18 protein-coding genes are annotated in these 18,743 nt (G+C 57.5%); 9 read left to right on the top strand and 9 right to left on the bottom strand.

The window, feature by feature from the left end; translation table 11 throughout:
- Positions 1-68: 68 nt before the first annotated feature.
- From KO498_RS01325 to KO498_RS01300, 6 genes are read right to left on the bottom strand one after another with little or no spacing between them, the layout of a single operon-like run.
- A complete protein-coding gene (locus KO498_RS01325; protein WP_215958071.1) occupies positions 69-1,058 on the bottom strand; it encodes an NAD(P)H-dependent flavin oxidoreductase in 990 nt (329 codons plus the stop codon).
- Positions 1,059-2,255 (bottom strand): acetyl-CoA C-acyltransferase, encoded by a 1,197-nt coding sequence (locus KO498_RS01320; RefSeq protein WP_215958070.1) that lies wholly within the window; start codon positions 2,253-2,255, stop codon positions 1,059-1,061. It abuts the gene before it with no gap.
- A 24-nt stretch (positions 2,256-2,279) separates the two neighbouring features.
- The gene (locus tag KO498_RS01315; protein WP_215958069.1) at positions 2,280-3,206 is read right to left on the bottom strand and encodes an SDR family NAD(P)-dependent oxidoreductase; all 927 of its coding nucleotides are present in this window, start codon (positions 3,204-3,206) and stop codon (positions 2,280-2,282) included.
- The gene (locus tag KO498_RS01310) at positions 3,206-4,027 is read right to left on the bottom strand and encodes an SDR family NAD(P)-dependent oxidoreductase (RefSeq protein ID WP_215958068.1); all 822 of its coding nucleotides are present in this window, start codon (positions 4,025-4,027) and stop codon (positions 3,206-3,208) included. The genes KO498_RS01315 and KO498_RS01310 overlap by 1 nt, the downstream gene beginning before the upstream one ends.
- An 11-nt stretch (positions 4,028-4,038) precedes the next feature.
- A complete protein-coding gene (locus tag KO498_RS01305) occupies positions 4,039-5,154 on the bottom strand; it encodes an acyl-CoA dehydrogenase family protein (RefSeq protein WP_215958067.1) in 1,116 nt (371 codons plus the stop codon).
- Between the two features lie 5 nt (positions 5,155-5,159).
- Positions 5,160-6,344 (bottom strand): acyl-CoA dehydrogenase family protein, encoded by a 1,185-nt coding sequence (locus tag KO498_RS01300; protein WP_436835920.1) that lies wholly within the window; start codon positions 6,342-6,344, stop codon positions 5,160-5,162.
- A gap of 130 nt (positions 6,345-6,474) precedes the next feature.
- Here KO498_RS01300 and KO498_RS01295 point away from each other — a divergent pair, with 130 nt between their 5' ends.
- Positions 6,475-7,473, top strand: a complete 999-nt coding sequence (locus tag KO498_RS01295; protein WP_215958065.1) for an NADPH:quinone oxidoreductase family protein — start codon at positions 6,475-6,477, stop codon at positions 7,471-7,473.
- Here the strand turns inward: KO498_RS01295 and KO498_RS01290 are convergent.
- Complete coding sequence (locus KO498_RS01290) at positions 7,470-8,126, bottom strand: histidine phosphatase family protein (RefSeq protein WP_215958064.1); 657 nt, start codon at positions 8,124-8,126, stop codon at positions 7,470-7,472. The two genes, KO498_RS01295 and KO498_RS01290, sit on opposite strands and share 4 nt — an antisense overlap.
- 80 nt (positions 8,127-8,206) lie before the next feature.
- Between KO498_RS01290 and KO498_RS01285 the strand changes: the two genes are divergently transcribed.
- The 3 genes from KO498_RS01285 to argE all read left to right on the top strand — a co-directional run bounded on the left by KO498_RS01285 (position 8,207) and on the right by argE (position 11,102).
- Positions 8,207-8,677: a MaoC family dehydratase gene (locus KO498_RS01285; RefSeq protein WP_215958063.1), complete on the top strand. Its 471-nt coding sequence runs from the start codon at positions 8,207-8,209 to the stop codon at positions 8,675-8,677.
- An 83-nt stretch (positions 8,678-8,760) separates the two neighbouring features.
- On the top strand, positions 8,761-9,945 hold the full coding sequence (locus KO498_RS01280; RefSeq protein WP_215958062.1) for a M24 family metallopeptidase: 1,185 nt from the start codon (positions 8,761-8,763) through the stop codon (positions 9,943-9,945).
- Positions 9,942-11,102: an acetylornithine deacetylase gene (argE, locus tag KO498_RS01275; RefSeq protein WP_215958061.1), complete on the top strand. Its 1,161-nt coding sequence runs from the start codon at positions 9,942-9,944 to the stop codon at positions 11,100-11,102. Before KO498_RS01280 ends, argE begins: the two co-directional genes overlap by 4 nt.
- 28 nt (positions 11,103-11,130) lie before the next feature.
- On the opposite strand, the gene KO498_RS01270 is transcribed toward argE, so the two are convergent.
- Positions 11,131-12,525, bottom strand: coding sequence for an aspartate aminotransferase family protein (locus tag KO498_RS01270; protein ID WP_215958060.1), 1,395 nt, complete (start codon positions 12,523-12,525; stop codon positions 11,131-11,133).
- Positions 12,526-12,611: 86 nt separating this feature from the next.
- Complete coding sequence (locus KO498_RS01265; RefSeq protein ID WP_289847815.1) at positions 12,612-13,295, bottom strand: GntR family transcriptional regulator; 684 nt, start codon at positions 13,293-13,295, stop codon at positions 12,612-12,614.
- Positions 13,296-13,418: 123 nt separating this feature from the next.
- Between KO498_RS01265 and KO498_RS01260 the strand changes: the two genes are divergently transcribed.
- The 5 genes from KO498_RS01260 to KO498_RS01240 are packed head-to-tail and all read left to right on the top strand — an operon-like array spanning position 13,419 to position 18,721.
- Positions 13,419-14,504, top strand: a complete 1,086-nt coding sequence (locus KO498_RS01260) for a polyamine ABC transporter substrate-binding protein (protein ID WP_215958058.1) — start codon at positions 13,419-13,421, stop codon at positions 14,502-14,504.
- Between the two features lie 58 nt (positions 14,505-14,562).
- Complete coding sequence (locus KO498_RS01255; RefSeq protein WP_215958057.1) at positions 14,563-15,687, top strand: ABC transporter ATP-binding protein; 1,125 nt, start codon at positions 14,563-14,565, stop codon at positions 15,685-15,687.
- Between the two features lie 3 nt (positions 15,688-15,690).
- On the top strand, positions 15,691-16,584 hold the full coding sequence (locus KO498_RS01250) for an ABC transporter permease subunit (RefSeq protein ID WP_215958056.1): 894 nt from the start codon (positions 15,691-15,693) through the stop codon (positions 16,582-16,584).
- Positions 16,581-17,402 carry an ABC transporter permease gene (locus KO498_RS01245; RefSeq protein WP_215958055.1) on the top strand — a complete coding sequence of 274 codons (822 nt, stop codon included), beginning with the start codon at positions 16,581-16,583 and terminating at the stop codon, positions 17,400-17,402. Before KO498_RS01250 ends, KO498_RS01245 begins: the two co-directional genes overlap by 4 nt.
- On the top strand, positions 17,402-18,721 hold the full coding sequence (locus KO498_RS01240; RefSeq protein WP_215958054.1) for an NAD(P)/FAD-dependent oxidoreductase: 1,320 nt from the start codon (positions 17,402-17,404) through the stop codon (positions 18,719-18,721). Before KO498_RS01245 ends, KO498_RS01240 begins: the two co-directional genes overlap by 1 nt.
- Positions 18,722-18,743 lie beyond the last annotated feature (22 nt).

Genomic DNA, 18,743 nt, shown 5'->3' with positions numbered 1-18,743 from the left:
GGCGGCGCGCGGGTGGCAGCGTTCGCCTTCGAGCGCGTACCCGCTCCGTTTCAATGGCAGAGCAACGTTCATGAGAACTCAGCCGCCAGCTTCTTGCCTGCCGCCGCATATTCAGCAGCCATACGATCAACAATCGCGCCCGCAGGCCCAACTGATTTGATAGCGCCAATACCTTGGCCAGATCCCCATATGGTTTTCCAGGCCTTCGGCTTTTCGCGGTCAGATCCGAAGTTCATCGTCGATGCGTCAGCCATCGGTAAGTTGTCAGGGTCCATACCCGCCGCCTCAACCGAGCCTTTGAGGTAGTTCCCCCAAACACCGGTGAACAGCGAGGAATAGACAATATCTTCTGCGCCGCTTTCAACGATCATGTCTTTGTAAGCTTGGTCGGCGTTGGCCTCATCCGTGGCAATAAACGGCGATCCTGTATAGCCCAAGTCAGCGCCCATCGCCCGCGCCGCCAGCAGTGACTCACCTGTGGCGATAGAGCCTGACAAAGCCACTGGCCCGTCAAACCACTCGCGGATTTCGTGCATCAGCGCAAAGGGCGACTGCTGCCCGGCGTGCCCACCAGCGCCAGCCGCAACAGCGACCAATCCGTCAGCACCTTTCTCAACCGCCTTCTGAGCAAAGCGGTTGTTGATGATGTCGTGCAGCACAATGCCTCCGCAAGAATGGGCGGCTTCGTTTACCTCAACGCGCGCACCAAGAGAGGTGATCCAGATCGGCACATCATGCTTCACACAAATCTCCAGATCACGTTCGAGGCGCCCGTTCGAGCGGTGCACAATCTGGTTCACCGCATAGGGCGCGGCTGGTGTGTCGGGGTTGGCTTGGTTGTGACGGTCAAGCTCTTCTTTAATTTGCGTCAGCCATGTGTCGAGCAGCGGGTGCTCGCCTTCGCCCTCGCGCGCATTGAGCGCGGGAAAGGAGCCAACAATACCCGCTTTGCACTGCGCTATAACCAGTTCAGGCACCGAAATGATGAACAAAGGCGAAGCGATCAGGGGTATTCGCAACCCCTGAAGTGCCTTTGGCAAGTGGCTCTCGTCACGCATTTACAGAACCTCGAACAGGCCAGCAGCGCCCATGCCGCCGCCAACACACATGGTGCAAACAACGTATTTCGCACCGCGGCGTTTGCCCTCAATGAGCGCATGCCCAACCATCCGCGCGCCTGACATGCCGTAGGGGTGCCCGATCGAGATCGCGCCGCCATCGACGTTGAGAAGCTCATCAGGAATGCCCAGAACATCACGTGACTGGATCACTTGCACGGCGAATGCTTCGTTGAGCTCCCAGAGGCCGATGTCGTCCATCGTCAGCCCATGCGCCTTCAAGAGCGGCGGCACAGCGTAGATCGGGCCAATGCCCATTTCGTCAGGCTCACAGCCCGCAGCCATAACGCCAACATAGCGGCCAAGCGGCTGAAGGCCGGCTTTCTCGGCGGCTTTCGCTTCCATCACAACACAGGCTGAAGCACCGTCTGACAGCTGCGAAGCGTTACCAGCGGTGATGAACTTGCCTTCCTTTATGTGGATTCCGTCTTTGTGCACTGGCTTGAGGCCAGCAAGGTTTTCAGCCGACGTCCCCGGGCGGTTGCCCTCGTCTTTGGCAAGCGTCACTTCGTGCTCGCTGATCTCTTTTGTCTCGCGGTCTTGCACCAGCATGGTTGATTTGAGCGGCACAATTTCGTCGTCAAAACGGCCCGCTTCCTGCGCCTTTGCTGTCAAGTCTTGGCTGCGAGCAGCATACTCGTCCTGACGTTCGCGGCTCACGTTGTAGCGCTCGGCAACGGTCTCGGCCGTTTCCAGCATCGACATGTAAATCTCCGGTTTGTTTTCCTTCAACCATGGATCAGCCTTCACGCGCATTTCTGGTGTCTGCACCATCGAGATGCTCTCAACGCCGCCGCCGACAACAACATCCATACCGTCCATCACAACCTGCTTGGCGGCAGTCGCAATCGCCATCATCCCCGAGGCGCACTGGCGGTCCATCGACATGCCTGCCACTGACACAGGTAAGCCTGCGCGCACAGCCGCTTGCCGCGCAATGTTGCCGCCCGAGTGTCCTTGTTGCAAAGCCGCTCCGAGCAGCACGTCTTGCACCTGCGCCGGATCAACTCCCGCGCGCGCAACGGCATGCTCGATCGCATGTCCCGCAAGTTCCTGCGGCGTCGTGTTGTTAAAGGCGCCCCGATAGGCTTTGCCAATGGGTGTTCTTGCGGTTGAAACGATGACTGCGTCACGCATGATATCTCTCCTGAGTTTACTCTGTTACCAACCCAGCTTAAGGCCACGGGCCTTAGCTGCATTGAGGGCGTATTTCTTGGTTTGGCTGAACGCGTCAGCCAGCTCTTCTTGTGTTTGGTTGTCGCTCACGTCAGCAAACTGCGCTGCAACCGCTTCGGGCGTGTTGTCACTATCAAGCAGCGTTATGCCCTCGGTTTCATACACCCGTGTCTGAGCAAAACTGCCAGCGCCAGCACCAAGGATCACCTTTGAAGGCGCGTCCTCCGACACCAGATACAGTAGCCCCGGTGTGATCAATTCAGGTGCTAGCAGCTCTGCGGCCTCTGGCGGCAGAAGCTCTTCTGTCATCCGTGTCGCCGCTGTCGGGGCGAGGGTGTTAACACGGATGTTGTCGCGCGCGCCCTCAATGTGCAGCACGTTCATCAAACCCAGCATAGCCGCCTTCGCAGCACCATAGTTGGCTTGCCCGAAGTTGCCGTAGATACCTGAAGCCGAGGAGGTGAATACAATGCGGCCATACTTTTGCTCACGCATAATCGGCCAGCAAGCATGCGCCACATTGGCTGAACCAATCAGGTGCACATCAACCACCTTGCGGAAATCTGACATCTCCATTTTGGCGAATGTCTTGTCGCGCAGGATACCTGCGTTGTTGACGGCAATATCAACCCGCCCCCAAGCATCCATCGCTTGCGCAACCATGTCTTTAACGCCAGCCTCATCAGAGACATCGCAGCCGTGCGACATTGCTTCACCGCCCGCGGCTTTGATCTCGGCAACAACCGCATCGGCAGCTTCCGAGGAAGCTCCGACACCATCACGCCCAACGCCTAAGTCATTGACAACAACCTTAGCACCACGCGCTGCCAGCCCAAGCGCATGTGAGCGCCCTAGGCCTGTGCCGGCGCCCGTAACGATCGCCACGCGGTCTTTGAATGTGATCTCGCTCATCAGTGCAGCGCCTGTTCAAATATGTTTGGCCCCGACATAACATTGATGCCACCGGAAACAGGCACAACCGCACCGGTGATATATGCACCGCCGCGTCCGCACAAAAACAGCATGCAACCTGCGATGTCTTCATCACGGCCCACACGCCCGATCGGCACATCGTCACCAACCTTGCTGCGGGTTTCTTCGTCATGCGTTGCAAAGGCCGTCATCCGGCTCACAAATGGCCCCGGCGCAAGGGCGTTCACGGTGATCGCATCACCCGCCAACTCCTTAGCCAAAATCTTGCTCATATGAATAACCGCAGCTTTTGAAGCCGCGTAGCTGTAGGCCCCGTCACCCATCTCGCGCTCGCCCATCACCGAGCCAACGTTAACAACTCTGGCCGGGTCATCAACCGTACCCGACGCTTTCAGCATCGGCAGCAATTTTTGCGTAAGGTCAAACAGGCCAGCAACGTTCACGTCCATCACCTTGCCCCATGCCGCAAAAGGAAACTGGCCCAAAGGCGCGCCCCAAGTGATGCCCGCATTGTTCATCAAAATGTCGAGCTTGTCAGTGCGTTCCTTGACGCTCGCAATCAGCGCGTCAACGCCCTCTTCCGTTCCGACGTCACCCGCGAAACCAACAGCTTTACCACTCGCGCCAAGCGCGTTCAGCTCTTTCGCGACGGCCTCGCAAGCCTCGCCCTTGCGGCTGGCGATCAGCACAGTCGCACCTGCACGCATGAGGCCCTCGGCGGCCATGCGTCCAATGCCGGTTGCGCCACCAGTGACCAAGGCAACCTTGCCCTCAAGTCCGAATAACGTATCAATATCCATCGTCTAACTCCTCAAAAACCTCTGTGTTTCGCGACGACTTCGGCGTGGTAGGAATAGTCACCCAACCACTCAGCCCCAACCCGCGCGCGCTTCATGTAAAAGCCCATGTCAAAAGCGTCGGTCATGCCGATACCGCCATGCATCTGCACACCTTCTTGCACCGCCAGAATAGCAGTATTCGTGGCCCGCGCCTTGGCCAGTGATACGGCCATCTCAGCGTTATCAGGCTCTTCATCCAGCATCCGCCCCGCATTGAGAATAGCACTGGAAGTAACTTCGATCTCACACCACAAATGCGCAGCACGGTGTTGCAGCGCTTGAAAGCGGCCGATCTCGACGCCGAATTGCTTGCGCTCTTTGAGGTAGTCAACCGTCATGCCAAAGGCACCCGCCGAAAGCCCCGTCATTTCTGCGGCCAATGCCGCCTGCCCTGCATTGAGAGCCGGCTTCAAAACGTCCATCGCGCTGTCAACCGCGCCGAGCACGTCCTCACCTGTCGCCTCGACATTTTCAAAGGTAATCCGCGCCGCGTCACGTGCATCAATCATGCTTGAAGCCTCACGACTGACGCCCGCTCGATCCGCTGGTATATCAAACAGCGTCAGCCCGTTGTCCGTGCGCGCCAAGACAAGCACGCGATCCGCCAAAGAGCCATCAACGACAAACTGCTTCTTGCCCGAAAGCCGAAAGCCGTTGCCGTCACGCTTGGCCTGCATTTGCACAGCGTCAGGGTCAAATTTCACGCTCTCGTCAACGGCCAATGCGTAGGTCACATCACCGCTGGCTATCTTCGCAAGGGCCGCCGTAGCGCGCGTGTCAGACACCTGCCGCAATGCTGTCGCCGCGATCACGGCGGTTGACAAGAACGGCGAGACAGCAAGCGTCTTGCCCATTTCCCGCGCAATCACATTCGCTGCCGCAAAGCCCATGTCAGAGCCGCCTGCCGCCTCGGGCACAAGCACACCGGCCCAGCCCATATCAGCCATCTCTTTCCACAGGGCCGCGTCGTGAGTCATGCCCGCATCGCGCATTTCACGCAACTTGCCTACAGGCGCTGCGCCGTCGAGAAAGCCACGCGCCATATCGGCGAGCATGGTCTCTTCTTCTGTCATCACTAACTTAACCATATCTCTTACCCCGGTAGCCCAAGAACACGCCGCGAAACGATAGAAAGCATCACCTCGCTCGTGCCACCTTCAATCGAATTTGCTTTTGTGCGCAGCCAGTCACCCGCGCGGTTGCCAAGCGGGCCGTCCCACTCAAGCGCATCCGAGCCGCCGGCGTTCATCATCAACTCATGGCGCTGCTTGTTCAGCTCGGTGCCCATATATTTGAGCATCGCCGAAGCATCACCAGCGCCCTGACCGGCCTCAGACTGGTCCTTGTAGCGCTCGAGCGTGAGGCCGATCGCCAGCGCATCAACTTCGCAGCGCATCGCGTCAGCGCGGGTGTTGGCGTCGAGCACATCCATCGTGTCGGCAAGCACCGCACCAAGCGCACGCCCGCCGCCAGAAAGGCCAGCACCACCGCCCGAGATCATCTCGCGCTCGTGGGTCAGCAGATATTTTGCAACATCCCAGCCTTTGTTTTCTTCACCAACAATCTGCTCCTTCGGAATGACAGCATCGGTGAAAAATGTCTCGCAGAACGGCGAAACGCCACTGATCATTTTGATCGGACGCGTCTCAACGCCCGCCTGCTCCATACTGCACAGCAAAAACGAAATGCCTTTGTGCTTGGGCGCGTCTTTGTCCGTGCGGATCAACGCAAAAATCCAGTCGGCTTTGTCGGCGTATGATGTCCAGATCTTCTGGCCGTTCACCAACCAGTGGTCGCCCTTGTCCTCGCCCTTGGTTTGCACATTCGCAAGGTCAGAGCCCGCGCCCGGCTCCGAGTAACCCTGACACCAGCGCACTTCACCGCGCGCCACGGGCGGAAGGTAGTGCAGCTTTTGTTCGTGGGTGCCAAAGTGCAGCAAGGCTGGCCCGAGCATCCAAATGCCAAAGCTTTCAAGCGGCGAGCGTGCGTTGATACGCGCCATCTCTTCGTCAAACACTTTTTCTTGCTCGCGGCTCAGCCCCGCGCCGCCGTATTCAACTGGCCAAGTCGGCACAGTATAGCCCTTGGCGGCGCAGCGCTTAAGCCACAACTCTTGCGCCTCCGAAGTAAACACCCAGTCTTTGCCACCCCAACAGATCGCGTCTTCGGTTAACCCGCCGTCGCGCATTTCCTCGGGGCAGTTCTCTTCGAGCCAGCCGCGCAACTCGGCGCGAAAACTCTCTGTAGGGCTTTCTGTGGAGCCTGCAGTCATCGTCATATTCTCCCTCAAAAACGTCGCGTCAAAATGCGGACATCTATTCCGCTATGCAGAATGAACCAGCATATTACGATTGACAAGATGTGACGGCGCGTCTCTTTTTTAACCGAACGTAACTTGAGGGAAGAACATGAAAGCAATGCTCAGCACAGAGGTTGGCGGGCCCGAAACACTGGTGCTCACCGATATGCCGACGCCGGAACCGGGCAAAAAACAATTGCTTATCAAAGTGCATGCGGCCGGAGTCAACTTTCCTGACACGCTGATCATCCGCGACATGTATCAGGTCAAGCCGCCGCGCCCTTTTGCCCCCGGCGGAGAGATAGCTGGCGTGGTTGAAGCCGTCGGTGATGGCGTCACAGGTTTCGCTGTCGGCGACCGTGTGCTTGGCATGACAGGCTTCGGCGGGTTTGCGACCCACATCCTGGCCGATGCCAATAGTGCGATCAAAATTCCCGACAACATGCCCTTTGATGAAGCCGCATGTTTCGTGCTCACCTACGGAACATCGCACCACGCCCTCAAAGACCGCGCCAACATTCAGGCCGGCGAAACGCTCTTGGTGCTTGGCGCTGCTGGCGGTGTCGGCGCAGCTGCAATCGAGCTTGGCAAAGCCGCTGGTGCACGGGTTATCGCGGCTGTCTCGTCTGAAGACAAAGCGCAGTTTTGCCGTGACCTCGGCGCAGACGAAACGCTGATCTATTCGCGCGATATGTCAGACCGCGCCACGCAAAAAGATTTCTCCGCGCAGATCAAAAAGCTCACAGGCGGTGACGGGGTTGATGTCGTCTATGACGCTGTTGGCGGCGACTACGCCGAGCCAACCGTGCGTGCCCTCGCATGGAAAGGCCGCTACCTTGTCGTCGGCTTTCCCGCTGGCATCCCCAAACTGCCGCTCAACTTAACCTTGCTCAAAGGTTGCCAAGTCGTCGGTGTTTTTTGGGGCGCACATACAGTGCGCGAGCCACAAAGCCACGCCGAGAATATGCGCGATCTCTTCCGCCTCTACAGTGAAGGCAAGATCAAACCGCGCATTTCAGCGCGCTACCCGCTGGCTCAGGCAGGCGACGCACTGCAACTGCTACAAGATCGCAAAGTCTTGGGCAAAGTTGTCGTCACAACGTCTTAGCCGCGCAGATGCGAAACGTCGTTGAAACCACGCAGGATCATCTGTTCGCCGCGCACCACGACGCGGCTGATCGAGCCGTTTTCAGCGCCCATGAAAGTGAACGCCGGTGTGCCGGTTGCGATGGCCAGAGCCGCCGCTATGACACCGCCGTGCACAACAACGGCGACCAACTCATCAGGGTGTGCCGCCGCGATGCGCAGCAAACCCGCCTTAACCCGCGCCTGAAACTCCGCCGTGGTCTCCGCACCCGGAATCTCACCCCACTCCTGCCGTTCCTTGGCACGCAGAAAGGCCGGGTCTTTCTCGGCTGCACGAAAGCGATACTCGCCACCGTCCCAGTCGCCCAGAAACACCTCCCGCAGGTCACGCTCAACTTTTGGCTTCAATCCAAGATGCCCCGCCAAAGGTGCGGCCGTCTGGTGCGTTCGCTGCATCGTGGTCACGTAGATCGCCGATATGTTTTCTCCACGCAGCCGCTCCCCGACAGAAACAGCCTGCATCTCTCCGTCAGGATGCAGCGCCGGATCTCCCTGCCCCTCAACCGTCGGAAAACTCTCGCCGCGAACGGCGGCTTGTGTCTCACCATGCCGAACCAAAAGCAGGTCAGCCGCGCCTTCGGCCGGTGCAAACCTGTGCTGTCTCGCTTCATTCATTTTGCTCTCCATTTTCGTCAATAACGCACAGCCCGTCATAAACCGCCAGTCTAACAATCGCCGCTCAAAAGGATCTCGCTATGTCATCTCTGCAAAACGCCCTCAAACTAAGTGAAACCCAGATCGGAACCGAGATCGGGGTGTCTAACTGGATATTGGTTGACCAGCCGATGATCGACCAGTTCGCGACCACAACCCATGATGAGCAGTGGATTCACATCGACCCAACACGTGCTGCCGCCGAAACCCCCTTTGGCGGCACGATCGCACATGGGTTTCTGACACTCTCGCTCGCCAGCCGCTTCGCCTATGACTGCATGCCAATGATGGAAGGGCAGGTCATGGGCATCAATTACGGTATGAACAAACTGCGCTTTCTACAGCCGGTGCGCAGCGGCTCGCGGCTGCGTGGGCGTTTCACATTGCAAGCTGCAACTGCCCGCAACGAAACCGATCTTTTGCGCACCAACTTGCTGACGATCGAGATCGAAGGTGAAGACAAACCCGCGCTCATCGCCGAGTGGCTTGGCCTCTCTGTCTTTTCCGACTGATCGCAATGCACAGGTGTCGCATCTGAACTTGACGGCTCTCGGCTTTCGGCCTTCACTCCTCTCAAACTAGAGAGAGCCAGCCGATGCATTTTGAACGCACGCCCTTCACCGAAACCGAGTATGCCCGCCGCCTCGCCCTGACACGCGCCGCGATGGATGCCGCCGGAATTGATCTTCTCTACGTTCAAGACCCGTCAAACATGGCGTGGCTCACAGGCTACGACGGGTGGTCTTTTTACGTGCATCAAGGTGTCATTCTCACCTCCGAGGGCGCGCCATATTGGTGGGGTCGTCGGCAAGACGCAAACGGCGCAGTCCGCACGGTCTGGATGGAAGATGAGAAAGTCTTCGGCTACCTCGATCACTACGTCCAATCAACCGAGCGGCACCCGATGCAAGACCTCGCAGAGAGGCTCAAGGAGCTTGGCAAAGCGGATGTTCGCATCGGCGTCGAGATGGACAACTACTACTTCTCGGCTAAGGCGTTTCAGACACTGCTAGAGGAGCTCCCGCAGGCGCAGTTCATCGACGCAACCGCGCTGGTCAATTGGCAGCGAGGTATCAAGTCAGAGGAAGAGTTGGTGCTCATGCGCCGCGCCGGAAAGATTTCCGACAAGATCATCAACGGTCTTTATGAACGCGTCGAAGTTGGCCTGCCCAAAAACGAAGTCGTCGCCGAAATCCAGCGTGACGCCCTGCGCGGAGCAGACGGCCATTGGGGCGATTACGCCGCCATCGTGCCGCTCTTGCCCTCCGGCTCAGATGCCGCTGCGCCACACCTCACATGGGATGGTCGCCCGTTCGCGCGCGGTGAGGCAACTTTCTTTGAAGTCTCCGGTTGCTACCGCCGCTATCACGCCCCGATCAGCCGAACGATCTTTCTTGGCGAGCCGTCAGACATGCTCAAACGCGCCGAGGCTGCCCTTGTCGAGGGGCTTGAGGCCGGCCTGGCCAAAGCCCGCGCTGGAAACCGCGCCTGCGACATCTCCGAGGCCTTGGCAAAACCGCTGGAGGCCGCGGGTATCGAGCGCGGCGCGCGTTGCGGTTACCCCATCGGGCTCAGCTATCCTCCCGACTGGGGCGAACGCACGATCTCACTGCGCGACAGCGACGAAACCGTGCTCGAACCCGGCATGACATTTCACTTCATGCCCGGCCTCTGGATGGACGATTGGGGCCTCGAGATCACCGAGTCAATCCGCATCACCGACGAGGGCGCACCCGAGACGTTCTGCAACCTGCCGCGCGAAATGTTGATCAAGCCATGAGCACAATCACCCGCGCGCAAGAACTGCTCGAACAGCTCATCGCCTTCCCGACTGTCTCAACCGACAGCAACCTCGATATGATCACCTTTATCGCTGATCACCTCACCGCCTTAGGCGCGCGCGTCAACGTCTTTCATGATCCAACAGGCAGCAAAGCAAACCTCTTCGCAACACTCGGCCCCGAGGGTGACGGCGGCATCGTGCTCTCCGGCCACTCCGATGTTGTCCCCGTTGCCGACCAAGTCTGGAGCAGCGATCCGTTCACCCTACGCGAGGCTGATGGTCTGCTCTATGGTCGCGGCACCTGCGACATGAAGGGCTTCATCGCCTGCACTTTGGCAACGGCCGAGCGCTACGCAACACTCACCCTCACCCGCCCCATTCACTTCGCCTTCACCCACGACGAAGAAACCGGATGCATCGGGGCACGCGCCTTGATCGACGCGTTGCAAAAGCAAGGCCTGCGCCCTGCCATCGCCATCATCGGCGAGCCAACTGAAATGCGCATCATCGAGGGCCACAAAGGCTGCTGCGAATACACCACAAGCTTCACCGGCCTCGCGGGTCATTCCTCGCGCCCCGAGCTGGGTGTAAACGCCGCCGAATACGCCGTGCGCTACGTCAGCAAACTGCTTGAACTCAGACACACGCTCACGTCGCGCGCGCCGAGTAACAGCCGCTTTGTGCCGCCGCATACCACGCTAAATGTCGGCAAGCTATCAGGCGGTGTTGCGCACAACGTGATCGTCGGCAAAGCCGAGGTCGAATGGGAGTTCCGCCCCGTCCAAAACAGCGACTATGACTTCGTGAAGAGCGAGATGAAGAACTACGCCGAAACCGTGTTGCTGCCCGCGATGCAAGCCGTGCACCCCGAGGCCAACATCACTATGGAAACCAAAGGCGAAGTCGCCGGCCTAACCCCGATGGACGACAACGAAGCCCGCGATCTCTGCGCCGCCCTCACTGGTGAAAACGGCGCCGATGTCGTCGCCTTCGGAACCGAAGCAGGCCTGTTTCAAACTCTCGGCCTGTCTGCCGTCGTCTGCGGCCCGGGCTCGATTGACCAAGCCCACAAACCCGACGAATTCATCGCCAAATCGCAACTAGAAGCCTGCCTCAAAATGCTAAAAAGCCTAGGCCAAAAAACTTCGGCCTAGGCTTTCTCTTTTGTCTAGATTCTCTGTCTTAGCTCGCAGCAACCCAAAGGCCAGCGGCTTTGACTTCCTCATAAGCCTCATCAAGCGCCGTGCGTGCGCGCTCAATCAGCGTGTCGATCTCGGCCTTGGTAATAACCAACGGCGGTGAAATCACCATGCGATCACCAACGTGACGCATGATCAGGTTGTTGGCGAAGCACCGCTCGCGGCACATAAAGCCGACAGTCCCCGCATCAGACGCAAACTTCGCCCGCGTGGTCTTGTCCGGCGTCAGCGCCAGCGAGCCCATAAGGCCAACAATGCGCACATCGCCAACCATCGGATGATCGCCAAGGCTTTCAAACCGCTCCTTCAAGTAGGGCGCAGTCTCGCGACCTGCCGTCTCAACGATGCCCTCCTCGTCCAGAATGCGTAGGTTTTCGAGCGCCACAGCCGCGCTCACGGGGTGCCCGGAGTAGGTGTAACCGTGGTTAAACTCACACCCGTTCATCACTGTCGCAACTTCATCACTCACGATGCTCGCTGAAATCGGCGCATAACCGGAACTCAGCCCCTTGGCGACAGTCATGATATCGGGCTTGATGCCCAGCGTCTGACAGCCAAACCAGTTGCCCGTGCGGCCAAAACCACAGATCACTTCATCGGCAATCAAAAGGATCTCGTATTTGTCACAAATGCGCTGGATCTCGGGCCAGTATGTTTCTGGCGGAATGACAACACCGCCCGCGCCCTGCACCGGCTCACCGATAAAGGCCGCAACACGGCCCTCGCCGAGTTCCAAGATCGCCGCCTCAAGCTCCTGCGCGCGCGCAAGGCCAAACTCCTCAGGCGACATATCACCGCCCTCGGCCCACCAGTTCGGCTGGTTGATATGGTGAATGTCAGGGATCATCCCGCTCTGTGCGTGCATGCCCGACATCCCGCCCAGCGCCGAAGCGGCCACTGTCGAGCCGTGGTAAGCATTGTGCCGGCTGATGATAACCGTCTTCTCGGGCTTTCCTTTTTCTGCCCAATAAGTGCGCACCATGCGGATATTTGTATCGTTGGCCTCAGAACCTGAACCGGAGTAGAACACATGGTTCAAGTCGCCAGGTGCAAGCTGCGCCAGCCGCTCTGACAAAGCAATCGCAGGCACATGTGTGGTCTGGAAAAACGTGTTGTAGTAGGGCAGCTCTTTCATCTGCCGCGCTGCAACTTCGGCAAGCTCTTCGCGGCCATAGCCGAGGTTCACACACCACAAGCCAGCCATCGCATCCAGAATCTCGTTGCCCTCGCTATCGGTCAGCGTCACGCCCTTTGCGCGGGTAATCACGCGCGCGCCTTTTGCGTTCACCTCATCACCAGTGGTGAAAGGGTGCATATGATGCGCGGCATCAAGCCGTTGCAGTTCTTCGGTGGGCATGTGGTTGGTGATCTTATTCATGGCGGGCCTCGCTTTCAAATGCGCTCAAAAGGCGTGAATCAATCTTGCCGTCAGAATATGATCAAATTAATTACTGTCAATCTCTGTCAATCAATAGTGCCTTCAGAAAGCGCACGCCGCACTTGTTCCATGCCTTGAATAACGTCCTCACGCATCGCTTTGGCGGCAGCTTGCGCATCGCCTCCGCGCATAGCATCAAGGGCTTCATGGTGTTGATCAGGCAGGTTTTGCGTGCCCATTCGACCACAAACAACTCGAAGGCTTGGCCCGAACCTAAGCCAAAGCCCATCCGCCAAAGCGGCCAGAATGGGCGCACCAGCCATCGCATAAAGCGTGGCATGAAAGCGGTAGTTTTGTTCAAGGTAGTTGCGCAAGTCACCCTTCTCGATCGCTGCGTCAAGGGCGCTGTCAATCTCGGCAAGCTGTTCAAGCTCGGCGTCGGTTGCTCGCTCGGTTGCTCGCAAAACAAGCTGTGGCTCAATGGCTTGCCGCGCAAAAATCAGCTCGTTCACATTCTCGACTGACAATTCGGGAACAACAACGCGCCGGTTGCCTTGAAGGGCAAGAGCACCTTCGGCACACAACCGCCGGATCGCTTCTCGCACAGGCGTCATACCTGCGCCGAGCTCTTCGCAAATGCCTTGGATCGTAATCGGCTGCCCTGGCGCCAATTCGCCAAACAAGATCAACTCCCGCATTTGCCGGTAGACGACTTCATGCGCAGGCAAATCAACCGTTGTTGTGTCATCCTGCGAGGTAAAACTCAGCAACTTAGCTGTCTTCTTCTTACTGCCCACAAACCGGCCCCTTTTTCTCGAATCTCTTGCCAAGACAGACAAAACTTGATCAAATCTTTCGTCAAGAGGCATGGCCTCACCAACTGGGAGAAATAAATGAAGTATCATCTAATCGGCGCTACAGCCACACTCGCACTATTTGCCGGTATGGCTCAAGCAGAAGAAGTTCGCGTCTATAACTGGTCTGATTATATCGACGAAGAACTGCTCACAAAATTCCAAGAAGAAACCGGCATCAAGCTGATCTACGATGTGTTTGATTCCAACGAAGTGCTGGAAACCAAAATGCTCGCGGGCGGCTCTGGCTACGATGTCGTGGTTCCAACAGGAACATTCCTTCAGCGTCAGATCACAGCCGGTGCTTTCCAAAAGCTCGACATGAGCAAACTGCCAAACCACGCCAACGTTTGGGATATGGTTGAACAACGCACCGCTCAGTATGACCCTGATAACGCCTATTCGATCAACTACATGTGGGGCACAACCGGCATCGGCGTAAACGTCGGCAAGGTCAAAGAGATCCTTGGTGAAGATGCGCCCATCGACAGCTGGTCACTGGTGTTTGATCCGGCCAACATGGAAAAACTGGCCGAATGTGGCGTGCATTTCCTTGATGCACCCGCCGAGATGATCCCGGCGGCGCTCAAGTTCCTCGGAGAAGACCCGGACAGCCAAGACCTCGAAGTTATTGGCAAAACCGAGGCGGTCTATGCTGGGGTCAGCGAGTATATCCAGAAGTTCAACAGCTCAGAATACATCAACGGTTTGGCCAACGGTGACATCTGTGTTGCAGTCGGCTGGTCGGGTGACGTTCTGCAAGCCCGCGACCGAGCCGCCGAAGCCGAGAACGGTGTCGAAATCGCGTTCAACGCCCCCAAAGAAGGCGCGCAGATGTGGTTTGACCAAATGGCCATCCCAGCTGACGCTCCAAACGTGGACGGCGCCCACAAGTTCCTGGACTTCATCCTTGATGCTCAGAACATGGCAACCGCTTCAAACTACGTCTATTACGCCAACGGCAACAAAGCCTCGCAAGAGTTTCTTGTCGAAGACGTGATCGGCGATACCGCGATCTACCCTGATGAAGCAACGCTCAGCAATCTCTTCACCACACGGCCTTATCCAGTCAAAGTTCAGCGCGCCGTGACGCGCCTTTGGACTAAGATCAAATCTGGCGTCTAAACTAAAATCAGCCCGCAAACTCAGGTTTGCGGGCTTACTTTTTACATGTGGGGGCACCATGGCCGAAACAGCATTCGCACCTTGGAACGACGAGAGCGCAACGCCGCTTATCCAGTTCAAAAACGTCACCAAACGCTATGGTGATTTCGTCGCAATCGACAACCTTACACAGGATATCTACGCTGAAGAGTTCTTTGCGCTGCTCGGCCCTTCCGGCTGCGGTAAAACCACGATGATGCGCATGCTCGGCGGGTTTGAAACCGTCACCGAAGGCCAGATCCTGATCGCCGGGCAAGACATGAACAATGTGCCGCCCAACAAGCGAGCGGTGAACATGATGTTCCAGTCCTACGCGCTGTTTCCGCATCTCACGATCTCTGAAAACATCGCCTTTGGCCTCAAGCGTGAGGGCAAGCCCAAGCCCGAAATCGACGCCCGCGTTGACGAGATGCTGCGCCTGACGCGGCTCGAGAAGTTCGCCAAGCGCAAGCCTCACCAAATTTCCGGCGGTCAGCGTCAGCGCGTTGCCCTTGCCCGCTCACTCGCCAAAGCACCGAAACTGCTGTTGCTTGACGAACCCCTCGGAGCGCTCGACAAAAAGCTGCGCCAAGACACCCAGTTCGAGCTGATGGATATTCAGGAGAAAACCGGCACGACCTTTGTCATCGTCACCCACGACCAAGAAGAAGCGATGACAGTCGCCTCTCGCGTTGCGGTGATGGACGAGGGCCAGATCATCCAAGTTGCAACACCGGCCGACATTTATGAGCGGCCCAACTCTGTCTACGTTGCCGACTTCATCGGAGACGTGAACATCATCAACGGGCACGCCACCCGCGCTGGCGACGGCTATGATGTCACTTATGCTGAAGGCACGGCCCCCCTGCACGCCAAAACCAGCAATGACCTCGGGAATTCTGCCAAGTGTGCGCTGGCGATCAGGCCGGAAAAAGTCTCTATTACCGCTCAAAAGCCCTCAAAAGCGGCGAACACTGTCAAAGGCAAGATCATCGACATCGCCTACCTCGGCAACCTCTCGACATATCATGTCGAGCTCGCCAACGGCCAGATGATGAAAGCCCAAGCCGCCAACACCCGCCGCCTTGAGCGCCGTGCCTTCACTTGGGAAGACAGCGTCTGGCTAAGCTGGACAGACACCGCAGCAATCGTGTTGGAGGCCTGAGCCATGCGCCGCTTTACCCTCATTGCTGTTCCTTACTTCTGGCTTTTGGTCTTGTTCCTCGTGCCGTTCATTATCGTCTTCAAGATCAGCCTGTCAGACACCGCACTGGCGATCCCGCCCTACACCCCAACGCTCGATCTAAACTCCGGCTGGGAGGGCATCAAAGGCTTCTTCGCCGATCTCGATTGGGAGAACTTCACCTTCCTCACCACCGACGATCTCTACTGGAAAGCCTACCTTTCCAGCCTCCAGATCGCAGCGATTTCAACACTGTTTACCCTGCTCATCGGCTATCCCATCGCCTACGCTATGGCACAGTCCGCTGACGAGTGGCGCCCAACCCTGATGATGCTGATCATCCTGCCCTTCTGGACAAGCTTTCTGATCCGCGTTTACTCATGGATGGGCATCCTCTCCAACGAGGGTTTCCTCAACCAGTTCCTGATGTGGACGGGGCTCATCTCCGAGCCGTTGGTCATTCTCAACACCAACACGGCGGTCTATATCGGCATCGTTTATACCTACCTGCCCTTTATGATTTTGCCGATCTACGCAGCATTGGAAAAACTCGATGCATCCTTGCTTGAGGCCGCAGAAGACTTGGGCTGCTCACGCCTCACGGCATTTTGGCTGGTGACAATCCCGCTGAGCAAACAAGGCATCATCGCGGGCTGCTTTCTCGTGTTCATTCCAGCATTGGGCGAGTTCGTCATTCCCTCGCTCCTCGGCGGTTCAAAAACCCTGATGATCGGTAAAGTCCTGTGGGAGGAGTTCTTCTCCAACCGCGACTGGCCCGTTGCATCCGCTGTCGCCGTCATCCTCCTGCTCATCCTGATCATCCCGATCGTGCTGTTCCAGCGCAACGAGCAAAAACAGCGCGAGGCAGAAGGCCAATGAGACGTTTCACATGGTTCAACGCAACCTCCCTTACCCTCGGTTTTGTCTTTCTTTACCTGCCGATGGTCATCCTGGTCATCTACAGCTTCAACGCGTCAAAACTGGTCACTGTTTGGGCGGGCTTCTCAACCAAATGGTATGGCACGCTGTTTCAAAACGAAGCCTTCCTTGACGCAGCATGGGTGACAATCAAAGTCGCTGTCGTCAGCTCAACATTCGCAGCGGTGCTTGGCACAATGGCGGCCTATGTCCTCGTGCGCGGCGGCCGCTTCATGGGCCGCACGCTCTTTTCGGGCATGATCTATGCACCCCTCGTGATGCCCGAAGTGATCACTGGCCTGTCGCTTCTCTTGCTCTTCATTGGCATCGGGTTTGACCGTGGCATGATGACAATCATCCTCGCTCATACAACCTTTTCGATGTGCTATGTCTCGGTGGTGGTTTCGTCACGCCTCGTCAGCTTTGATCGCTCTCTAGAAGAAGCTGCACTTGATCTTGGCTGCTCACCCTTCGAGGCTTTTCGTCTCGTGACACTTCCGGTCATCGCCCCCGCAGTTATCTCGGGTTGGCTGCTCGCCTTCACCCTATCGCTCGACGATCTCGTTATTGCGTCCTTCACGTCTGGCCCTTCGGCAACAACCCTGCCGATCAAGATCTACTCAGCCGTGCGCCTCGGAGTGTCACCCGAGATCAACGCACTTTCGACAATGATGATCAGCATCGTCACTGTCGGGGTTATCTCGGCCTCGCTCATCTCTAAGCGGGCCGCGGTGCGCCAGCAACGTGAAGAGCGGGCCGCCGAGCGGATAGACGACTGATGCGTCGCATCTTTTCGGATCACGCCTATGATTATGCCCGTATAGAAAACTGCTATTGGGCCGAAACAGTGCCTGATTCAACACTAATGCGCCCGGCTCTCATTGGTGCAGAAAAAGCTGATGTTGCCATCATCGGAGCAGGCTTTACAGGCCTTTCAGCGGCGCTCAGGCTCGCTGAAAGTGGCGTCAAAACCGTTGTGCTCGACGCCACTTTCCCCGGCTTTGGTGCTTCAGGTCGCAACGGCGGTTTTTGCTGCCTCGGTGGTGCAAAGGCTTCCAATGGCATGATCGACCGCATGCATGGAAAGCCCGCTCGCCTTGAGTATCGTCAGGCCGAAGTTGCCGCCGTCAAACATGTCGCCGAAACCCTTTCAACGCATGAAATCGACGCTGAGACACATAGTAAAGGTGAGACAATTGTCTCGCATAAAGCTGGCTATCCGTTCGAAGCCGAGGCGCGCGAAATTGAAGAAAATTACGGTGTAACCCCAACACTGCACAGCAAATCCGAGCTTGAAACCCTCGGCATGCCCGGCCCGTTTCATGGTGGCATGACAACGCCTATCGGCTTTGGCCTCAACCCACGCAAGTATCTCGTAGGGCTGCTGCGCGCCGCCGAAGCTGCTGGCGTCACAGTATATGGCGCTTCGCCGGTTTCCGACATTTCCCGCAGTGGAACTTACGCGCTCAAAACACCGCAAGGCACACTTGAAGCCGAGCAGCTCACCCTCGCGACCAACGGCTATTCTTCTGAAGATGTGCCACCGTGGCTCGCCGCCCGCTATATGCCTTCGCAATCGTCGGTGATCGTCACTCGCGAGCTAACAGATGCAGAGCTTGCCGCAGGCTGGCACTCCGATCAGATGTCTTACGACAGCCGCAATCTCTTGCACTATTTCCGCCTCATGCCCAACCGCCGCTTTCTCTTTGGCATGCGCGGAGGGCTTACCTCAAGCGACCTCAGCGAAGCCGCTATCAAACGCAAAATCCGCAGCGACTTTGAAAGCATGTTCCCCGCTTGGGCGCAGGTCGAGACACCACATTACTGGTCTGGCATGGTTTGCTTGTCGGCTGGCCTCACGCCCTTCGCGGGCCCCGTTCCCGACATGCCAGGCACCTACGCTGGCTTCGCCTATCACGGCAACGGCGTTGCTATGGGCAGTTACACAGGCGCGCTTTTGGCCGAACAAATCCTTGGGTCACAAAAGTTGCTCTCACCAAAACTGATGCAGAAACCGCCTTTGAAGTTTCCGCTGGGCCGCGCCCGTCGCGCTCTAATGCTCGGTATCTACGCAGGCGCAGCCCTCAAAGACTGGTAACCGCGCCTGCGGCTTTTTGCCT

This window comes from Lentibacter algarum, from assembly GCF_018860975.1.
Taxonomy (GTDB): domain Bacteria; phylum Pseudomonadota; class Alphaproteobacteria; order Rhodobacterales; family Rhodobacteraceae; genus Lentibacter; species Lentibacter algarum_A.
Note: the sequence above shows the minus strand (reverse complement) of the source record. Positions and strands in the feature narration are given on the sequence as shown.